We start from the raw sequence: 18,010 nt of genomic DNA, 5'->3' as shown, positions 1-18,010 counted from the left end.
GCTCAAGGCTGCACCCTCTGCCCGGTGAGCGGCTGTTGCACCGGCGACGATTGCACCGGCGCGTATGGCGCCGGAGCGCCTTGCTGCGGATAGGCCGGCTGCATCTGCGTGGCATTAACGGGGCCGGGGGCGGGGGCAGCGGTAGGCGCGGACGCCGTTCCCGCCGCCTGATCGCGCCGCATCTTGTCGAGATCGAACAGGTTCAGCGCCGATCCGCCTTCATTCGGTCCAACCGGCATCGGCGGCACCACCGGGTCGTCGCGGTCCTTGATCAGGTTGTTGTCGGACCGGTACGCGCCCGTCACGCCCTGAATGTAGTCGTAGCGGTTCGACGACACCGCCTGCGCCGTATTGCGATCGTTGATGATCACCGGGCGCAGGAACACCATCAGGTTGGTTTTCTGGCGCGTCTTGTTTTCCGAGCGGAACAGCTGGCCGATCCACGGGATGTCGCCCAGCAGCGGCACCTTGCTGTTGCTGACCTGATAGTTGTCCTGCATCAGGCCGCCGAGCACGATGATCTCGCCGTTGTCGGCGAGCACCGTCGACTGGATCGAACGCTTGGTGAAGTTCGGGCCAGCCGGATTGGTCGTGGCGTTGGTCGTGCCGGTCACGATCGCCGAATCTTCGGTGTAGAGCTGCAGCTTCAGGATGCCGCCGTCGGTGATCTGCGGCTTGATGTGCAGCGTCAAGCCGACGTCGACGCGATCATAGGTGTTGAACGCGGAACTCGTCGAGCCGCTCGTGAGGTTCGAATACGTGCCGGTCTGGATCGGCACGTTCGTGCCGACGACGATCTTCGCTTCCTGGTTGTCGAGCGTGATGAGGTTAGGCGTGGACAGCACGTTGGCGTCGCTCGTCTGCGAGAGCGCCTGCAGCAACGCGCCAAGTCCCTGGACGCCGAAGATATTGTGCACCCAGCCCACGTTCAGGCCCTGCTGGATGGTCGAGCCCGCGAGCGCGCCCGCCAGGCCGCCGGTAGCGGCGCTGGCCGCCGCTGCCGCCGTCAGGTTGATGATGCTGTTGCCGGAGCCGGTCGCAAGGTTGGTCCCGGCCACCACGTTGCTATTGCCGATCTGCCACTGAATGCCGAGATTGGCGTTGGTGTTCGAGTTGAGCTCGACGATCAGCGCCTCGATGTAGACCTGCGCACGCCGCGCGTCGAGCTGGTCGATCACGGCGCGCAGGTTGCGGTACACCGGGTCCGAAGCCGTGATGATCAGCGAGTTGGTCGCCGCGTCGGCCTGGATCATGCCGCCGGGCTGGTTCTCGTCGCCCTTGTCCTTGTCGCCGCCGAGGAACGGCGAATCGGCGTTGCTGCCGCCTGACGCGCCGCCCGTCAGCGAATTGCCCGACGACATGCCGCTGCTGCCGCCGAGCGAACTGGGCAGCGGCGGGGTGCCGGAAAGACCGGTCGACGTATTGCCGTAACCACCGCCACCACCGCCGGAACTGCCCGAATTCTGGTTGAACGAATTCGCGCTGTTGCCCGACGACGATTCGTTACCGCCTTTGCCCAGCATCCCGCGCAAGGTCTTGGCGAGCTGCACCGCGTCGGCGTTGCGCAGCGCAACGACGTGCATGTTGCCCGGCATGCTCGTCGGCGCGTCGAGCTGCTTCGCCAGTTGCACGGCGGCGGCGAGACGCTGTGCGTTCGAGGCGCGCAGCATCAGCGAGTTGGTGCGCGGGTCGGCCACGACCGAAACCTTCAGCGAAGGATCCGAGGCGCCGATCGAGCCCGGATCGAGCATCTTCGAAATTTGCGGCGCGATGTCGAGCGCGTTGGCGTTGCGCAGCGGCACCACCTGCACCTGCTGGCCCGCAGCCGTGTCCACGCCGGCGATGATCGCGGCGATGCGGCGCACGTTGTCCGCATAGTCGGTCACGACGAGCGAGTTGTTGCCCGGATACGCGGCGATCGTGTTGTTCGGCGAAATGAGCGGGCGCAGCACGGGCAGCAGGTTGTTCGCCGATTCGTGCTTGAGCGTGAACACCTGTGTGACCACCTGATCGCCGCGCGCCGCGGGCGTGTTGCCCACATAGGTCGGCACGCCCTGGAGCTTGGCGTCGGCCTCGGGCACGACCTTGAGGACGCCATGATCCTGCACGAGCGCGAAGCCCTGCATGCGCAGCGCCGATTGCAGCGTCTTGAGCGCCTGATCCTCTGGCACAGGGTTCTCGGAAACGAGATTGAGCTGCCCCTTCACGCGCGGGTCGACAATGATCGTTTTGCCAGTGGCCGCGCCGATGGCCTTCGCCACCTGATCGATATCGGCGTTGACGAAGTTAAGCGTGACCTGGGCGTGCGCGAGTTGCGCCGCCATCAGCCCGCTTAGGAGCAGCGCCTTGGCGACGCGACGCAAAGCCATACGATTTCTTCTCATGGGTATCAATTCGAGGCCAGGGACGGACGCCGCCGGCCAGTCATACTTATCGTACTCAACGTGCTTGCTGTAGCCGCCGCATGATTTCAGGCCGGGCAGCCCGCCGGCTGCGGCCCCGCCGGCGCTCCTCCACCCGGCAATCGACGGCCAGCAAAAAGTGCAACAGTAGCAGCTTTTCGTGTCGAATTTGTCACAAAGAAATTGCGTCTGGGGATTTACTCTAACTTCCGCCTGCATGGGGACGCATACTGAAAGGATTGGAAGCCGCCCCTGGAAGGAAATCGCGCCGCCGCACGCCGGGCGGTCCGCGCCTCTGCCTCGCTCCCGGCCAGCGTGCCATTCGGCTGTATTGACGCGACTTCTTCCGCAGGTATGATACGGGCGATCCACTGCGCACCATGCCGGCAACACTCGACGCAAGCACGGGTTTCCCCCATATAGGGCAACGCAGGCCTGCGCTACGGCTTACCGCAACGTCTCTCGACTTTCCATGAAAAAGGTTGCATCCGCCACGACCGTCGCTGCCCTGATGCTCGCCGCCTTCGCGAGCACGCCGGCGCGCGCGGACTGTTTCGACGAGGCGGCCCGCTACCAGAAGGTCAATCCGCTCATTCTGCGCGCCATCGCCTGGCAGGAATCGCACAACACGCCCGACGCATTGCACAGGAATACGAATGGTTCGGTGGACTACGGGGTGATGCAGATCAACTCGATTCATCTGCCCACGCTCTCGCAATACGGCATTTCGTCCAGCACGCTCATGCAGCCGTGCAAGAACGTCTATATTGCCGCCTGGCATTTGCGCCAGAAGATGAACAAGTATGGCAACACCTGGGCTGCCGTGGGCGCCTATCACTCCGAGACACCGGCATTGCGCGACCGCTACGCACAACAGATCGCGGCGATCTTGCGCAAATGGAAGCTGATGCCCTGAGCGGCACGGTGCTGGCTGCCCTGCCAGCGCAGGGCTGGGACGCGTACTGTCAGCGCATCGGGCGCGCATGGTGCAAAATGCAGGCTTGCGCCGCGCGGCCGCGCGCGGCCCGATTCCCGCCTTTCTTTATCCTCACACCGCAATGAATCAGCCGCCACTGCCCGTCACCGTGCTCTCCGGGTTTCTGGGCGCGGGCAAGACCACGTTGCTCAACCACGTCCTCGCGAACCGCGCCGGCCTGCGCGTAGCCGTGATCGTCAACGATCTCGCCGCCGTCAACATCGACGCCTCGCTCGTGCGCGACGCCGCCGCGCTCTCGCATGTCGAGGAGCGGCTCGTCGAGCTGTCCAACGGATGCATTTGCTGCACGCTGCGCGACGACCTGCTCGCCGAAATCCGGCGGCTGGCCGACCCCGCGCAAGCCGGCCAGCAGTTCGACGCCATCCTGATCGAGTCGACCGGCATCGCCGAGCCGATGCCCATCGCCGAAACCTTCACCTTCGCCGATGAAGACGGCACGACGCTCGCCGATATCGCACGGCTCGACACGATGGTGACGGTCGTGGACGCCTTCAACTTCCTGCGCGACTACGCAAGCGCCGATCCGCTCGCCGAGCGCGGCGTGGCGGCGAGCGACACCGACGACCGCACGATCGTCGAACTGCTGATCGAGCAGGTGGAATTCTGCGACGTGCTCGTGCTCAACAAAGCCGATCTCGTGAGCGCCGACGAACTCGCGCGCCTGCAGCGCATTCTCGCGCGCATCAATCCGCGCGCGGTGCAGGTAGTGAGCCGCCATGGCCAGGTGCCGCTTGCCGAGGTGCTCAACTCGGGCCGCTTCGACTTCGACGCTGCCGCGAGCGCGCCGGGCTGGCTAGCCTCGCTGCATGAGCACGATCACGACCATGACGACGGCAGCGCGTCCCACCACACCCATAGCGAAGCCGATGAATACGGTATCGGCAATTTCGTCTATCGGGCGCGCAAGCCGTTCCATCCCGAGCGTCTGTGGGCGCTGCTCAACCAGGAGTGGAAGGGCGTGCTGCGCTCGAAGGGCTTCTTCTGGCTAGCGACGCGCAACGACGTGGCGGGCTCGCTGTCGCAGGCGGGCGGCGTTTGCCGCCATGGCCCGGCCGGCACCTGGTGGGCGGCGCAGCCGCGCGAGGACTGGCCGCAGGACGCCGAGCTCGAAAAGGAAATCGCGGCCGACTGGTTCGGCGACGCGAACGACACGCGCATCGGCGACCGGCGCCAGGAGCTGGTGATGATCGGCGTGGATCTCGACCGCGAAGCGTGGCAGGCAAAGCTCGATGCATGCCTTCTGACAGACGCCGAATATGCCGCGGGCGCCGACGCCTGGCAGGCGTATGCCGATCCGTTCCCATCGTGGGATTTCGACGATGAGCACGATCACGACCACGACGGCGAGGGAGAAATCGTCCACCGCCACGACTGAGCACGCCGGGTGCGCAAACCCGGCGGACGAAAAAAAACCCGCCAGGGGCGGGTGTCAACTTAAAGCGGCAATCTTTTAGCGCTTGTTGACGGCGTCCTTGAACGCCTTGCCAGCCGTGAACTTGACGGTCTTGGCTGCGGGAATCTTGATGGTTTCGCCGGTCTTCGGGTTGCGACCCGTGCGGGCTGCGCGCTTGCCCGAACCGAAGCTGCCGAAGCCGATCAGCTGAACCGCGTCGCCCTTCGACACAGCCTTCTTGACCACTTCGAGGAGCGTGTCCAGCGTTTCACCGGTTTGTGCCTTGCTAGCGCCCGTCTGTGCTGCGACGGCGTCGATCAGTTCCTGTTTATTCATTGAGAAGTTCCTTTCTGTGTTTAGGTTGACACGAACAGCGCGAACGCGCCGATTATACGGTCGCGTGCCGCGCCGTCGAGCAGCTACCGAGCCGGAGCACCCCGGCATGATTTCGTTGCGACGGCCATGCTGGCCCGCGACGTCCGCGCTGCCGCTTCCCTGGGCGGCGCTTGCTATGATAGCGCAGCGCAAACCCAATAACGACAAGGGTTTCGAAGATTTAGAGGGGTTTGCGCGAGTTTTGCGCGCCCGCCTGTATTTTTGCCGGCCGCCGCATGCAAAAAAGGGCACCGCGACAGCGCCGCACCAGCAAATTTGACGCTTCCGGCGTTGCGCGGCACCAACGCTTTGTGCCCGCAAACCCAATGCCCGTGGGCCTTTTCCGCCGCATCCCGCGCTTCGAGACCCGCCGTTTCCCGCCAACGCGAACGCCATGACTGCCACACTGATCCCCGCCACGCTCGCGTTTCGCGAAGACGGCAAGCCGTATTCGCCACGCTTCGGCGACGTCTATCACAGTACTTTCGGCGCCTTCGAGCAGGCCGAATATGTGTTTTTGCGTGGCAACGACCTGCCCGGGCGCTGGCAGGGCAAGCGCATTTTCACCGTGCTGGAGACGGGATTCGGCATGGGCGTGAACTTTCTGGCGACGTGGGCAGCGTGGCGCGATGCGCCCGCGCGCTGCGAGCGCCTGCATTTCGTCTCGGTGGAAAAGCATCCATTTTCGCGCGACGATCTGCGCGCGGCCCTCGACGCGATAGTTGCGCACGCACCGCACGCTTCCCCCGTTTCGGGCACATCGATCACACGCCTCGCGCGCGAACTCGTCGATGCCTGGCCGATGCTCGTACCCGGCACGCACCGGATCGATTTCGAAGGCGGACGTGTCACGCTCACGCTCGTATTCGGCGACGCGCTCGACGCGCTTCCCAAAATGTGGCTGCGCGCGGACGCCATCTATCTCGACGGCTTCGCCCCCGCGAAAAATCCCGAACTCTGGTCGCCGGCGATCTTCAAGGCGCTCGCACGCGTCGCCGGCGAAGAGGCGACCTTCGCAACCTGGAGCAGCGCGGGCGACGTCAAGCGCGCGCTCGAACAAAACGGCTTCGAATACCGCAAGACCGCGGGCTTCGGCACCAAGTGGACGATGCTGGTTGGCCGCTTCGCGCCACGCTGGCGCGTGCGGCGTTACGAACCGCCGCTGGCGCTGGAACTCGCCGAACGGCACGCGGTAGTGATCGGCGCCGGGCTCGCGGGCAGCGCGCTAGTCGAGCGACTCGCGGCGCGCGGCTGGCGTGTCACGCTGATCGAGCGGCACGCAGTGCCTGCCCGCGAGGCCTCGGGCAATCCCGCCGGCGTGTTTCATCCGCTCGTTTCGCGCGACGACAGCAGCGCGTCGCGCATCACGCGCGCCGGGTTTCTCTACGCATTGCGGCGCTGGGCCGCGCTCGACGCCGCCGCGCAAGCATGCGGGCAGGGTGCAATCGAGGCGCCGGTGCGCTCGCACGCAGGACTCCTGCATCTTGCCTCGGACGACGAATCTCGGGCCGTGGCCGCAGCGCTCGCATCGTTTGGCTATCCCGAGGAATTCGTGCGCGGCGTCGACCGCGCGGAGGCCGAATCGATTGCCGGCATCGCACTCGCGCACGGCGGCTGGTTCTATCAGCGCGGCGGCGCGATCGATCCGGCCTCGCTGTGCCGGGCGCAGCTTGCTGCCGCAAGCGCCTTTCCGGATGCGCGAATCGATTTGCGTTATGGCGTGCAAGTCGCGCGCATCGAGCGCGCTGGCGAAAACTGGCAAGTCTTCGATGAAAGCGGCGCGCTCGTCGCGCAGGCCGGCGCGGTGATCTTCGCGAACGCACACGATGCCGCGCGCGCAGCGGCGCTCGACTTCGCTCCCACCCGCAGCGTGCGCGGCCAGCTCACGCTGCTCGACGAAAGCCCGCTTGCGTCCTTGCGCGTGCCTGTGATCGGCGACGGCTACGCGGTGCCGCTGCCCGGCGGCGTGACGCTCACGGGCGCTACCTACGAAGTCGACGATACCGACACGACGCTGCGCGAAGCCGGCCACCTCGAGAATATCGAACGCGCCGCGCGCATGTTGCCGGGCCTGCATGCCACCGCGGCTGACGCCACGGCCGCCCCGGCCCTGGATTCCTCGCATCAGCGCGTCTGGCGAGGCCGCGTGGCCTTGCGCTGCGTCACAAGCGACCGTCTGCCCATGCTGGGCCAGCTCGGCGACGAAGCGGCGGCACGACGCGACGCACAGCGGCTTTCCGGCGCATGGCCGCTCGACCTGCCGCGCGTGCCCGGTCTGTACGGCGCGTTCGCGTTTGGTTCGCGCGGACTCGTGTGGGCAGCGCTAGGCGCCGAGCTCATCGCCTCGCAGCTCGAAGGCGAGCCGTGGCCCATCGAGCGGGAGCTTGCCGAGCAGGTCGATCCCGCACGCTTTCTCCAGCGCGCCCTGCGTCAGCGCAGCCTCTAGCCACGCGACAATTTCCTGACCAATACGGTTATTCACCCGAGCCTGTGGATAACCGCGCGAATTGTGGGTAAATCCATTGTGGACGCGATGTGGACGTAAACGGGGTAACCCGGCGACCCATGTTCATGGCCCAAAAGTTACTCTTCGATACCCGAGCGCATCTCACACATTTCGCGCGTGGTTGTCCGAATGCCAAGCTGATGATTCACAAAGGTATACATAGGTTATCCACAGCAAAGTCACGCCTTTGTTAACTTCTACTACGTATACATACGGTAAACCGTAAACCCAAAGCTGGCGCCATCGGTCTGGAACGCCCAACGCCCTACTGCGCTGCCTGGAACCGGCTTGCCGCTGCACTGGCGAAACGGTCATTTTTTCCTTATTGTCATAAAGTCCGCCGAAAACGGACGCATTTACCGGCTTCGCCGAGCTTTACCGGCGGAGCGGGACAATTGCAAAAAAGCTATGGCACAATCGCCGTTCTTTTCCGCGTCATGCGCCGCTACAGACGGCCGGCGCGTCCAAGGAACGGATGCCGCATGTCCTGAATCTGATTGCTCAGGAAGGTCGGCAGCGTTCGTTCACCCATTGCGGGCGCTGACACTCCACACAGGACGCGCCAGCGCCGGCTGCTCGCCGCATGAGCGGCGCCGGCGCAGAGGTTTCCCGCTGTTGTCCGTCGTGTCTGGCCGCTACCCTCATCAGGTTGCGAGCCTGCGCGCCTCGTCTGTCAGCGCATGCGGCTCGACCGTGTGCCGGGCGCGAAGTGTCAGGTGTTTGGCGCCGCGCGCGGTCCGATCCCATGCAAGATGTTCTGCCAAGGAGAAGCCACTACGATGAAGTCGGCGTTTTCGTTCTTTCCCGCCTGGCCGTTGCAGCCGGACGGCATATTCTGGGCAGGTCTCGCGCTGCTCGCCGCCGGCCTTGTCGGCGAGCTGTGCTATCGCGCCTGGCGGCTGCCGCGCATTTCGAGCTACGCCATCATCGGGCTGATTGCCGGTTCAGCGGGCTTCGGCGTAATCGGCGGCAATGCTGCCGATGCCTCGCGGCCGCTGCTCGATGTCGCGCTCGGCCTGTTGTTGTTCGAGCTAGGCAGCCGGCTGGACTTGCGCTGGATCCGCCGCAATCCCTGGATCATCCTGTCGAGCCTCGCCGAAGCTACGCTGACCTTCGTGCTCGTGCTCGTCGTGCTGCTATTTCTTTCTGTGCCGGCGATCGTCGCCATCGTCGTGGCTTCGATCGCCATGGCGACTTCGCCCGCGATGGTGATCCAGCTGAAGACCGAGTTGCGCGCCGAAGGCCAGGTCACGCAGCGCCTGCTCACGCTCACGGCGCTCAACAGCATGTATGCGGTCGTGATCGAAAAGCTCGCTTCGGGTTGGGTGCACCAGGAAATTTACGGCAACGTTTTCGCCACCATCCTGCAGCCGCTCTATCTGCTGGTGGGCTCGATCATCCTCGCGTATGTGCTCGCGCACGCCTGCATGATGTTCTACCGCCGCCTGAGCCCGCAGGACGAGCATTCGTTCGTCGCGTTGTTCGGCCTCGTGCTGCTGGCGATCGCCGTGGCGCATCTGCTCAAGCTCTCGACCATCCTGAGCCTGCTGGCCGCGGGCATCATCGTGAAGAATCTCGAGGTGCGGCCGCAATTGTGGCCGCAGCATTTCGGCACGGCCGGCTGGCTGCTCACGGTGATCCTCTTCGTGCTCACGCTAACCACTTTCGAGTGGCATTACATTCTCGTCGGCGGCGTGGCTGCGGCAGGGCTCATCGTCGCGCGGCTGGTGGCGAAACTCGTCGGCGTGCTGATCTTCGCGAAGCCGAGCGGGCTCGAATGGAAGCAGGGCGTCGCGCTCGGTCTTGCGCTCACGCCCATGTCCGCGCTCGCGCTCGTGCTTGTGGAGGACACCTACGATCTTTACCCGTCGTTCGATCCGCGCCTGCGCGCGATCATGATGTGCGCGATCGTGGTGCTGCAATTGCTCGGGCCGTGGCTCGTCTACCGCGCGCTCGCGCTTGTCGGCGAACGCGGCGAAGAATGAATGCGGCGGCCCTGGCCGCCACGAAACACTGCCCGCCGCGCCATGCGCCGACTGGATCGGCAGCGATGCCCGGCACGGCTGAAAGAGGGGATGTCATGTCACTGGAAACTTTTGTCGATTCGCAGCCGTTCACGTTCGGTGTCGAACTCGAAATGCAGGTCGTCAACACGCACGATTACGATCTGACCAAGGCGGGCAGCGACCTCATGCGCCTCATCAAGGATCAGGAGATCCCGGGCAACATCACGCCCGAGATCACCGAAAGCATGATCGAGCTCTCTACCGGCATCTGCACGCATCATGAGCAGGCCGTGGCCGACCTGCGCAAGATCCGCGACGTGCTGGTTGCGGCCGCCGACCGCCTGAACGTGGGCCTGTGCGGCGGCGGCACGCACGCGTTCCAGCAGTGGAGCGACCGGCGCATCGTCGATACGCCGCGCTTTCAGTATCTTTCGGAGCTGTACGGCTATCTCGCGAAGCAGTTCACGGTGTTCGGCCAGCACGTGCATATCGGCTGTCCGGATGCCGATAGCGCACTGTTCCTGCTGCATTCGCTTTCGCGCTTCATCCCGCACTTCATCGCGCTCTCGGCATCGTCGCCTTATGTGCAGGGTGTCGACACCGGATTTCATTCGGCACGGCTGAATTCCGTGTTCGCGTTCCCGCTTTCGGGCCGCGCGCCGTTCGTGCTCAGTTGGGAGGAGTTCAAGGAGTATTTCTCGAAGATGGTGCACACGGGCGTCGTCAACAGCATGAAAGACTTCTACTGGGACATTCGCCCGAAACCGGGCTTCGGCACGATCGAGGTGCGCGTCATGGACACGCCGCTGTCGGTCGAACGCGCGGCGGCGATCGCCTGCTATATCCAGACGCTCGCGCGCCATTTGCTGATCGATCGGCCGATCCAGCCACGCGAAGACGACTACCTCGTCTATACGTTCAATCGCTTCCAGGCATGCCGTTTCGGCCTTGCCGGGACTTGCGTCAATCCGCAGACGGGCGAGCGTCGCACCATCTCTGAAGACATTCTGGCCACGCTCGACAAGATTGCGCCGCATGGCGAGGCGCTCGGCTCCGAGCGCGCGCTTGCCGAAATCGGCACGATTGCGCGCGCCCAGACCAACGATGCGACCTGGCTGCGCGGCGTGGTCGCCGAGGAAAAGTCGCTGCACGAGGCGGTGCGGCAGCAATGTCTGCGCTGGCGCGCCTGAGCGCGTGTGCCGTCCGGGCAACGTCGGACCCCTAATAAGCACAGGACAAGAGGGCAGCTCGCGAGCTGCCCTCGCGTTTTTTGGCGCCCGCGATACTTTGTGCCGCGTAAAAAAAGATTTTTTTGTCCCAGGCAAGTTACCAGGGGGTTCTTATTTTTTTGATGCTCGCGCAAACGGAGTCAATCGTTGCTGACCAAGTGCGCCATTTCTTGTGAAGAAGCACCAAAATGCCTGAAAACTCAATGACCTGCGCAGTCGGCGAGCAGTTAGACTCCGCTTGCGCTGCAGGAAAAAATCAGGGATAACCAGCTATCGGTAGAGCCTGGAGTTGGGCAGCATCGAGTATCAATACACCGACAATGACGCACTTACTAACCGGTTATCCACAATTCGCACTGGATAAGTTAGCTGTGCGATTCGCCACTCTCGCATAGAATATTGGTTTGCTGCGCGGGCGCGAGGTCGTGAAGGGCGCTTCGGGCCTGCGAGGCGAGAGATGGAATGACTGTGTGCGGCGGGCGTTTTTTACGCCAGCGAAGCAGGATTTTTTTGAGATGGTGCGGCCGATCTCCAGGAGTATTCCCGGGCGTCGGGCGCGAACTTTCCCACAAGGTCGCCAGTAGTGTGGCGGCTGACGATGCAGCGCAAGCTGCCAAATAACCAGCGAAAGACTATGAGCGAAGGCGTATACGGAGAGCAGGCAGCCGGGCGGGTGACCCATAGCCTGCTGCGACTGAGCACGGCAATGCGGAGCCAGGCGTGGGACTGGGCCGAAGGGGCGGGACTCACGCCGACCCAGGGTGAAATTCTCGTGCTGCTGATGCAGCGCAAGGGGCCGATGCGCCTCGGCGAGATCGCCCGCGAGACGGCACTGACTGCCGCCACGACCAGCGATGCGGTGAGCACGCTTGAAACCAAGGGTCTCGTCGAAAAGCGCCGCGCGCTCGACGACGGCCGCGCGCTTGCGGTGCGTCTGACCGCGCGTGGCCGCACGGCGGCGAAAAAGGCCGCGCAATGGCCCGACTTCCTCTCGAAGGCCGTCGGCACGCTGCGCGCCGATGAGCAGGCGGCGGTCTACCGCACGCTGCTCAAGACGGTCTACGTGCTGGAGTCGCACGAAGCCATGCCGCAGCATCGCATGTGTCTGACCTGCTCGCACTTCGAGCCGAGCAAGAACCCGAAGAAGACGCCGCATCATTGCGGGCTGCTCAACATCGACATGTCCGACACCGACGTGCGTCTCGATTGCTCGGTGTACGCGCAAGCCGACGCGACGACGCAGAAAAAGAACTGGAAGATCTTCGCGGCATGATGGCTGTGCGGGCCGTGCGGCGTCACGTGACGCCGCGGGCCTGCGGCTGCCCTTTGCCACGAGCGGCCAGAAGTGGCCAAAAGTATCCGGTTCGACCGTGCGCGAGGGCGTCCTCGCGAGTGATCGTTGCACGCAGGTGCGTGCTCCAGTGTGTGCTTATCGTGCGATGGCGGCATGCCTGCCGCACGCACGAGCTTGTGCATTGTGTAGCTGACCCAGGGATTTGCCGATGAATCGCGAAGTATTGGCCATCCGCCACGTATATTTCGAGGACCTCGGCAGTTTCGAGCGGGTGCTCGGCGATCGTGGCCGTCCGGTGCGTTATGTCGATGTGGGCTTTGCACGCGTCGGCGCGCTCAATCCCGTATCGGCTTCGCTGATGGTGATCCTCGGCGGTCCCATCAACGCCTGCGACGACGCGCGCTATCCCACTCTCGCGCCCATTGCCGGGCTGATCGAACGGCGCATTGCCGCCGGCTTGCCCACGCTCGGCATTTGCCTTGGCGCCCAGCTCATTGCGCGCGTGCTCGGCGCGCGCGTCTATGCGTCCGGTCGTCAGGAAATCGGCTGGACGCCGCTTACGCTCACCGACGCGGGCCGTGCCTCGCCGCTTCGGCATGTGGATGGCGCCGCCACGTCGATGCTGCACTGGCATGGCGATACGTTCGATCTGCCGCAAGGCGCGACGCGTCTCGCCTCCACGCCGCTGTGCGAAAACCAGGCGTTCTCGTGGGGCTCGCACGTGCTCGGCCTGCAATGCCATCCTGAAGTGCGCGCCGACCGCTTCGAACCCTGGCTGATCGGCAATGCCGCCGAGATCGATGCTGCGGGCATCGACGTCAATCTGCTGCGCGCGCAGACCGCACAACGCGGCCCGACGCTCGAGGCGCAGGCGAGTCGCATGTTCGGCGAATGGCTCGACGCCGCCGATCATGCAGGCATCAACGCACCCGCGAAGTCGCCCTGAGGCACCCTGAAGCATCCTGAGGCGCCGTCAGCGCCTGTCAAAGGCGCGTGCTATTCTCGAACGCTCTCACCACCGTTCGCACTTTCTCCATGAGCAAGCTCTTCACTCCGCTCGAACTGCGTGGCGTGACGCTCGCCAATCGCATTGTCGTGTCGCCGATGTGTCAATACTCGGCAGTGCGAGGCGAGGCCACCGATTGGCACATGATCCACCTTGGCCATCTCGCGCTGTCGGGGGCGGCGATGCTGTGTATCGAAGCGACGGCTGTCGAGCCGGACGGCCGCATCACGCCAGCCGATCTCGGCCTCTGGGACGACGTGACTGAAGCCGCGCTCGAACCGGTGATTGCCGCCATCCGCCGCTATTCGCCGATTCGCATCGCCATGCAGATTTCGCACGCGGGGCGCAAGGCATCGAGCCATGTGCCCTGGGAGGGCGGTCAGCTGATTTCCGTGGCCGATGGCGGATGGTTGCCGCATGCGCCTTCCGATCTACCGCACAAGGACGAAGAAACGCCACCGCTCGCGCTCGACACGGCAGGCCTGAATCGAGTGCGTAATGCATTCGCGGCGACGGCGCGGCGGGCAGCGCGCCTCGGTATCGACGCGCTCGAAATTCACGCGGCGCATGGCTATCTGCTCCATCAATTCCTCTCGCCGATCGCCAACCGGCGCAGCGACGAGTACGGCGGCTCGCGCGAAAATCGCATGCGCTTTCCGCTCGAAGTGTTCGACGCGGTGCGCGCGGAATTCCCGCACGATCGCCCGGTTGGCGTGCGAGTGTCGGCGACCGATTGGGTCGACGGCGGCTGGAGCCCCGAGGACACGGTCGTGTTCGCGCAGGCGCTCAAGGCGCGTGGCGCGGACTGGATCGACGTATCGTCGGGCGGTGTTTCGCCGTTGCAGAAGATTCCGCTCGAGCCCGGCTATCAGGTGCCGTTCGCGCGCAAGGTCAAGCGGGAAACCGGCGCGAACACGATCGCGGTGGGACTCATCACCGACGCGCTGCAGGCCAATCAAATTCTGGAAGCGGGCGAAGCCGACATGATCGCGATGGCGCGCGCGATGCTTTACGATCCGCGCTGGCCATGGCACGCCGCCGCGCAGCTCGGCGCGAGCGTGAGTGCGCCGCCGCAGTACTGGCGCTCGCAGCCTCTCGAGCACAAAACGCTCTTCGGCGAGACGACGCTCGGTCAGCGTTGAACGTGCAGCGCGGAACACGACACAGGCAAGCGCCACGCGAGTTGAACGAACGAGGTGCGAACGTGTACGATGCCGGTTGCAGCGCGCCTATAGGGTCTTGAGGGTTTTCAGGGCCTTTCGATTGAACGCGTGCTCACGAGCGCGGCGCCGACAAGGCGCCGCGTTTGCGTGGCATGACTACACAAGGATTCTTCAATGAGTGTACGCAGGATCGTCGTGCGCCAATCGGGCGTGCACGGCAAGGGCGTATTTGCTGCCGGCGCAATCGAGGCCGGCGAACGGCTGATCGAGTACAAGGGCGAACGCATCTCGTGGAAGGAAGCATTGCGGCGTCATCCGCATAATCCCGACGAACCGAATCACACCTTCTATTTCGCGCTCGACGACGGCGATGTGATCGACGGCAAGGTCAATGGCAACAGCGCGCGCTGGATCAATCATTCGTGCGCGCCGAACTGCGAAGCCGAAGAAGTCGACGGTCACGTCTACATTCATGCGCTGCGCGATATAGCCGAGGGCGAAGAGCTTTTTTACGATTACGGTCTCGTGATCGACGAGAAGCAGACCAAGAAGCTCAAGCGCGAATACGAATGCCGCTGCGGCGCGCGCAAGTGCCGTGGCACGATGCTCGCGCCGCCCGAAGAGAAGGGCGGCAAGTCGAAGAAGGGCAAGAAAAAGAAGTAAGCGTGGCGCGCGGCTGGGCCGTGCGCGCGTGCATCGCCATGAATTGCCGATGTAAATATGGGCCGCAGATTTGAACTGCGGCCCATATTTTTTTGAAGTCAGTCAGCGACCGGCGTCCGGTGCGTCGGCTTCGCTTGCTTCGGCGTGCGCCGCGGCGGCGGCCGAATCCTTGATGCGTTTCGCTTCCTTGCCGTCGTTCGCATCGAGTGCCGGACGGTTCACGAGCGGCACGCGCACGATGAAACGCGCGCCGCCTTCCGGCGCGTCCTCATAATGCACGCTGCCGCGATGCAGCGTCATGATGTCGTGCACGATCGCAAGGCCAAGGCCCGCGCCGCTGTCCACGCCGCTCTCGGTTTGCCCGTCACCGCGGAAGAAGCGCTTGAAAAGATCGGCTTGCTGCGTTTGCGGCACACCGCGGCCATTGTCCTCGACCGCGATTTCGGCCATCGGCATGCCATCGGCGCGCGTCTGCGTGACGGTCACGGTAATGCGTCCGCCGTCGGGGCGCGCGGGCGGCAGATACTTCAGTGCATTGTCGAGCAGATTGGCGATCACTTCGTGCAGCAGCACGGGGTTGCCGCGCACCATCAGCGGCGTGTCGTTTTCGGGATCGTCGAGACGCTGGAAGCCGAGGTCGACCTGGCTCGCGAGCGCGCGCGGCACCCACTCGGCGCCGGTTTCAAATGCGAGCGCTGCCATGTCGATGTCGACGAAGCGCGCCGCCTGTTCGCCTGGCTCGGCGCGCGCGAGCGAGAGCAACTGGTTGGAGAGCCGCACGGCGCGGTCGGCGGCGGCGCGCAATTCGCGCACGGCGTCGCTGACTTTCTGCGGCTCGCGCGCGTTCACGGCTTGCTCCGCATGCAGCTTCACGGCCGTGAGCGGCGTGCGCAGCTGATGCGCGGCGTCGGCGATGAATTTGCGCTGGGCGTCGAGCGCGGTCTTCAGGCGTCCGAGCAGTGCGTTGAGCGCGCCCGTGAGCGGACGAATTTCGACCGGCACGAAGGTTTCGTCGACGGGTTCGAGCGAGGTGTGCGTCTGCCGATTGAGCGAGTCGGCGAGATCGGTGAGCGGGTTGAGCTGCTGGTTCACCACGCGCCATACGATCGCCCAGCCAGCGAGCAGGAGCAGCAGCAGCGGCATCATGATTGCCACGAGGAATTCGGCGGCGATGCGAAAGCGGTGATGCACGGGCTGGCCCACTTCCACGACGATGGGATTGCCCTTGGCTTGCGGCACACGTACCTGCGCGACACGCACGCTCACGCCCTTGTAAAGGGTCTCGAACACATACGCATAGTGCATGCGGCGCACGTTGGTGCCTTGCAGCGGCAGGTCGTGGTCGCCGGCAATTTCGGTTTCGCCGTCGCTGATACGGTAGACGAGCTGCTCGACCGGGTCGGAGAACATCGCCTGTGCGAGCGGCGGCACGGTAATGGGTGCTTCAGGGCCGGCGATCTGGATCTGCCTTGAAATGGCGGTGGCAAGGTCGGCGAGCGAGCGGTCGACCACGTGCTGCGTGTATTGCCACGCGAGCCAATAGGCAATCAGGCCGCTCATCAGCGCGAGCAGCGAAAGTGGGGCGGCGAGGCGCCGCAATAGCGTGCGCCGCAGGCTCGTTGCGGCCGGTAGGGACATGGTCGGTTCGGGCGATGAAAGGTTACGCGCTCGGCAGGTTCGCGACGGGCGCGCCGCATGAATTGGAGCCCATTTTACGCGGGTGAGCGGGCCTGGGGCAGGCACGGGCCGAAGATGAGGGACGGAGCGAGGGCGGTGACGTGCTTCGCGGGTGAGCGGGCAGGTGTGCGGGTGCTCGCGCAACCGTGCAGTGCTCAGCAAGCCTGCGCAACGGCGCGCGGGGCGCCGCGGGCTTCAACCCATGCGTGGCGGGCTTAAAGCGCAAGCAAAGGAGTGATGGCGGCGCATGAGGGCATGCGCCGCCAATCGAGTGCCTGATGGCTCGCCGGGGCCTCAGGCGGCCTGGCGGATTTCCTGCAGCAGGTAACCGAAACCACGTACCGTGACGATCTCGACACGGCAGCTTTCGAGCTTTTTGCGCACGCGATGCACGTAGACTTCGATTGCGGTGTCGCCGAGATCGCCGCCGAAGTGCGTGAGGTGGTCCTGCAGTTGCGCCTTGCTCACGACGCGGCCATGACGCAGCAGCAGCATTTCGAGCACGGCAAACTCGCGCGGCGAGAGTTCGAGCGGCTTGTCGTCGTTGAAGATGCGGCGGTCGACGCCCGAGAGACGCACGCCGCCGAGCGAGACTTCAGGACGCGGCGCGTCGCCGTGCGGGCCGCTGCGGCGCATCACGGCGCGAATGCGGGCTTCGAGTTCGGCCGGCTCGAACGGCTTGAGCATGTAGTCGTCGGCGCCCGAATTGAGGCCTTGCACACGGTCGTTCAACTCGTCGCGTGCGGTGAGCACGATGACAGGCGTGTGCCGGTTGCTCTGACGAAAGCGCGAAAGCAGCGTCATGCCGTCGATGCCCGGCAGGCCGAGGTCGAGAATCACGAGTTCGTGACGGTTTTGCGTGAGTGCCTGTTCGGCGAAGATGCCGTCGTGGACCATGTCGACCGTGAAGCCGGCTTGTTCGAGGCTAGACTGGATACCGCGTGCGATAGGGCGGTCGTCTTCGATCAGAAGGAGTCGCATGGGATTCGCTCAAATACAATGGGTTTAGCACTTACGCACGCAGTTCGCGTTTCGACTTCTGGCGCAACTGCTCGCCTTCGAGCGGCGACGAACTCGTGTTGTCGTTGGGCCAGGAAGTGCGTTCCAGACCGTATGCGCTGCTGATTGTACAGCGTCAGAACGTCTTCTCACCGGAACGTTTAGACCCTATGCAGGCGCTGCCTGGGAGTCTTACGTATCCTTCAAAAATGGCCTTCAAAGCTGAAGGTTTGGACGCCTGATACCCTGCATTATGCTTTCATTGCAGCGCTTATGCGTGCCGTGCGTCGTGCGGGTTTC

Annotated in this window: 14 protein-coding genes; 10 read left to right on the top strand and 4 right to left on the bottom strand. The window is 64.3% G+C overall.

Features of this window, described 5'->3' with window-relative positions; genetic code table 11:
- Positions 1–2: 2 nt before the first annotated feature.
- Entirely contained in the window at positions 3–2,369 is a 2,367-nt protein-coding gene (gspD, locus tag P5W98_RS14630; protein ID WP_421073847.1) for a type II secretion system secretin GspD, read from the bottom strand.
- A gap of 505 nt (positions 2,370–2,874) precedes the next feature.
- Between gspD and P5W98_RS14625 the strand changes: the two genes are divergently transcribed.
- Complete coding sequence (locus P5W98_RS14625; RefSeq protein WP_421025101.1) at positions 2,875–3,318, top strand: lytic transglycosylase domain-containing protein; 444 nt, start codon at positions 2,875–2,877, stop codon at positions 3,316–3,318.
- A 142-nt stretch (positions 3,319–3,460) separates the two neighbouring features.
- On the top strand, positions 3,461–4,774 hold the full coding sequence (locus P5W98_RS14620; RefSeq protein ID WP_434718094.1) for a GTP-binding protein: 1,314 nt from the start codon (positions 3,461–3,463) through the stop codon (positions 4,772–4,774).
- A gap of 75 nt (positions 4,775–4,849) precedes the next feature.
- On the opposite strand, the gene P5W98_RS14615 is transcribed toward P5W98_RS14620, so the two are convergent.
- A complete protein-coding gene (locus tag P5W98_RS14615; protein ID WP_027815965.1) occupies positions 4,850–5,128 on the bottom strand; it encodes an HU family DNA-binding protein in 279 nt (92 codons plus the stop codon).
- Positions 5,129–5,561: 433 nt separating this feature from the next.
- Here P5W98_RS14615 and mnmC point away from each other — a divergent pair, with 433 nt between their 5' ends.
- The 7 genes from mnmC to P5W98_RS14580 all read left to right on the top strand — a co-directional run bounded on the left by mnmC (position 5,562) and on the right by P5W98_RS14580 (position 15,034).
- A complete protein-coding gene (gene mnmC / locus P5W98_RS14610) occupies positions 5,562–7,613 on the top strand; it encodes a bifunctional tRNA (5-methylaminomethyl-2-thiouridine)(34)-methyltransferase MnmD/FAD-dependent 5-carboxymethylaminomethyl-2-thiouridine(34) oxidoreductase MnmC (RefSeq protein WP_434661309.1) in 2,052 nt (683 codons plus the stop codon).
- Positions 7,614–8,452: 839 nt separating this feature from the next.
- On the top strand, positions 8,453–9,658 hold the full coding sequence (locus tag P5W98_RS14605; RefSeq protein WP_421025098.1) for a cation:proton antiporter: 1,206 nt from the start codon (positions 8,453–8,455) through the stop codon (positions 9,656–9,658).
- A gap of 95 nt (positions 9,659–9,753) precedes the next feature.
- Positions 9,754–10,869, top strand: coding sequence for a YbdK family carboxylate-amine ligase (locus P5W98_RS14600; RefSeq protein ID WP_421025097.1), 1,116 nt, complete (start codon positions 9,754–9,756; stop codon positions 10,867–10,869).
- Positions 10,870–11,542: 673 nt separating this feature from the next.
- Complete coding sequence (locus P5W98_RS14595) at positions 11,543–12,181, top strand: MarR family winged helix-turn-helix transcriptional regulator (protein WP_421025096.1); 639 nt, start codon at positions 11,543–11,545, stop codon at positions 12,179–12,181.
- A 229-nt stretch (positions 12,182–12,410) separates the two neighbouring features.
- Positions 12,411–13,148 carry a glutamine amidotransferase gene (locus tag P5W98_RS14590; protein ID WP_421025095.1) on the top strand — a complete coding sequence of 246 codons (738 nt, stop codon included), beginning with the start codon at positions 12,411–12,413 and terminating at the stop codon, positions 13,146–13,148.
- Between the two features lie 89 nt (positions 13,149–13,237).
- Positions 13,238–14,350: an NADH:flavin oxidoreductase/NADH oxidase gene (locus P5W98_RS14585; RefSeq protein WP_434718093.1), complete on the top strand. Its 1,113-nt coding sequence runs from the start codon at positions 13,238–13,240 to the stop codon at positions 14,348–14,350.
- 195 nt (positions 14,351–14,545) lie between these two features.
- Positions 14,546–15,034, top strand: a complete 489-nt coding sequence (locus P5W98_RS14580; protein WP_421025093.1) for an SET domain-containing protein — start codon at positions 14,546–14,548, stop codon at positions 15,032–15,034.
- Between the two features lie 102 nt (positions 15,035–15,136).
- Here P5W98_RS14580 and P5W98_RS14575 read toward each other — a convergent pair whose 3' ends face one another.
- Positions 15,137–16,672: a sensor histidine kinase gene (locus tag P5W98_RS14575; RefSeq protein WP_434718092.1), complete on the bottom strand. Its 1,536-nt coding sequence runs from the start codon at positions 16,670–16,672 to the stop codon at positions 15,137–15,139.
- Positions 16,673–17,005: 333 nt separating this feature from the next.
- Complete coding sequence (locus tag P5W98_RS14570; protein WP_434718091.1) at positions 17,006–17,692, bottom strand: response regulator; 687 nt, start codon at positions 17,690–17,692, stop codon at positions 17,006–17,008.
- Positions 17,693–17,787: 95 nt separating this feature from the next.
- Here P5W98_RS14570 and P5W98_RS14565 point away from each other — a divergent pair, with 95 nt between their 5' ends.
- Positions 17,788–17,952 carry a hypothetical protein gene (locus P5W98_RS14565; RefSeq protein ID WP_421025091.1) on the top strand — a complete coding sequence of 55 codons (165 nt, stop codon included), beginning with the start codon at positions 17,788–17,790 and terminating at the stop codon, positions 17,950–17,952.
- The last annotated feature ends 58 nt before the right edge of the window (positions 17,953–18,010 follow it).

The organism is Paraburkholderia sp. A1BS-2L (assembly GCF_051125205.1).
Lineage (GTDB): Bacteria > Pseudomonadota > Gammaproteobacteria > Burkholderiales > Burkholderiaceae > Paraburkholderia.
The sequence above is the reverse complement of the archived record's forward strand: the minus strand, read 5'-3'. Positions and strand labels throughout refer to the sequence as shown.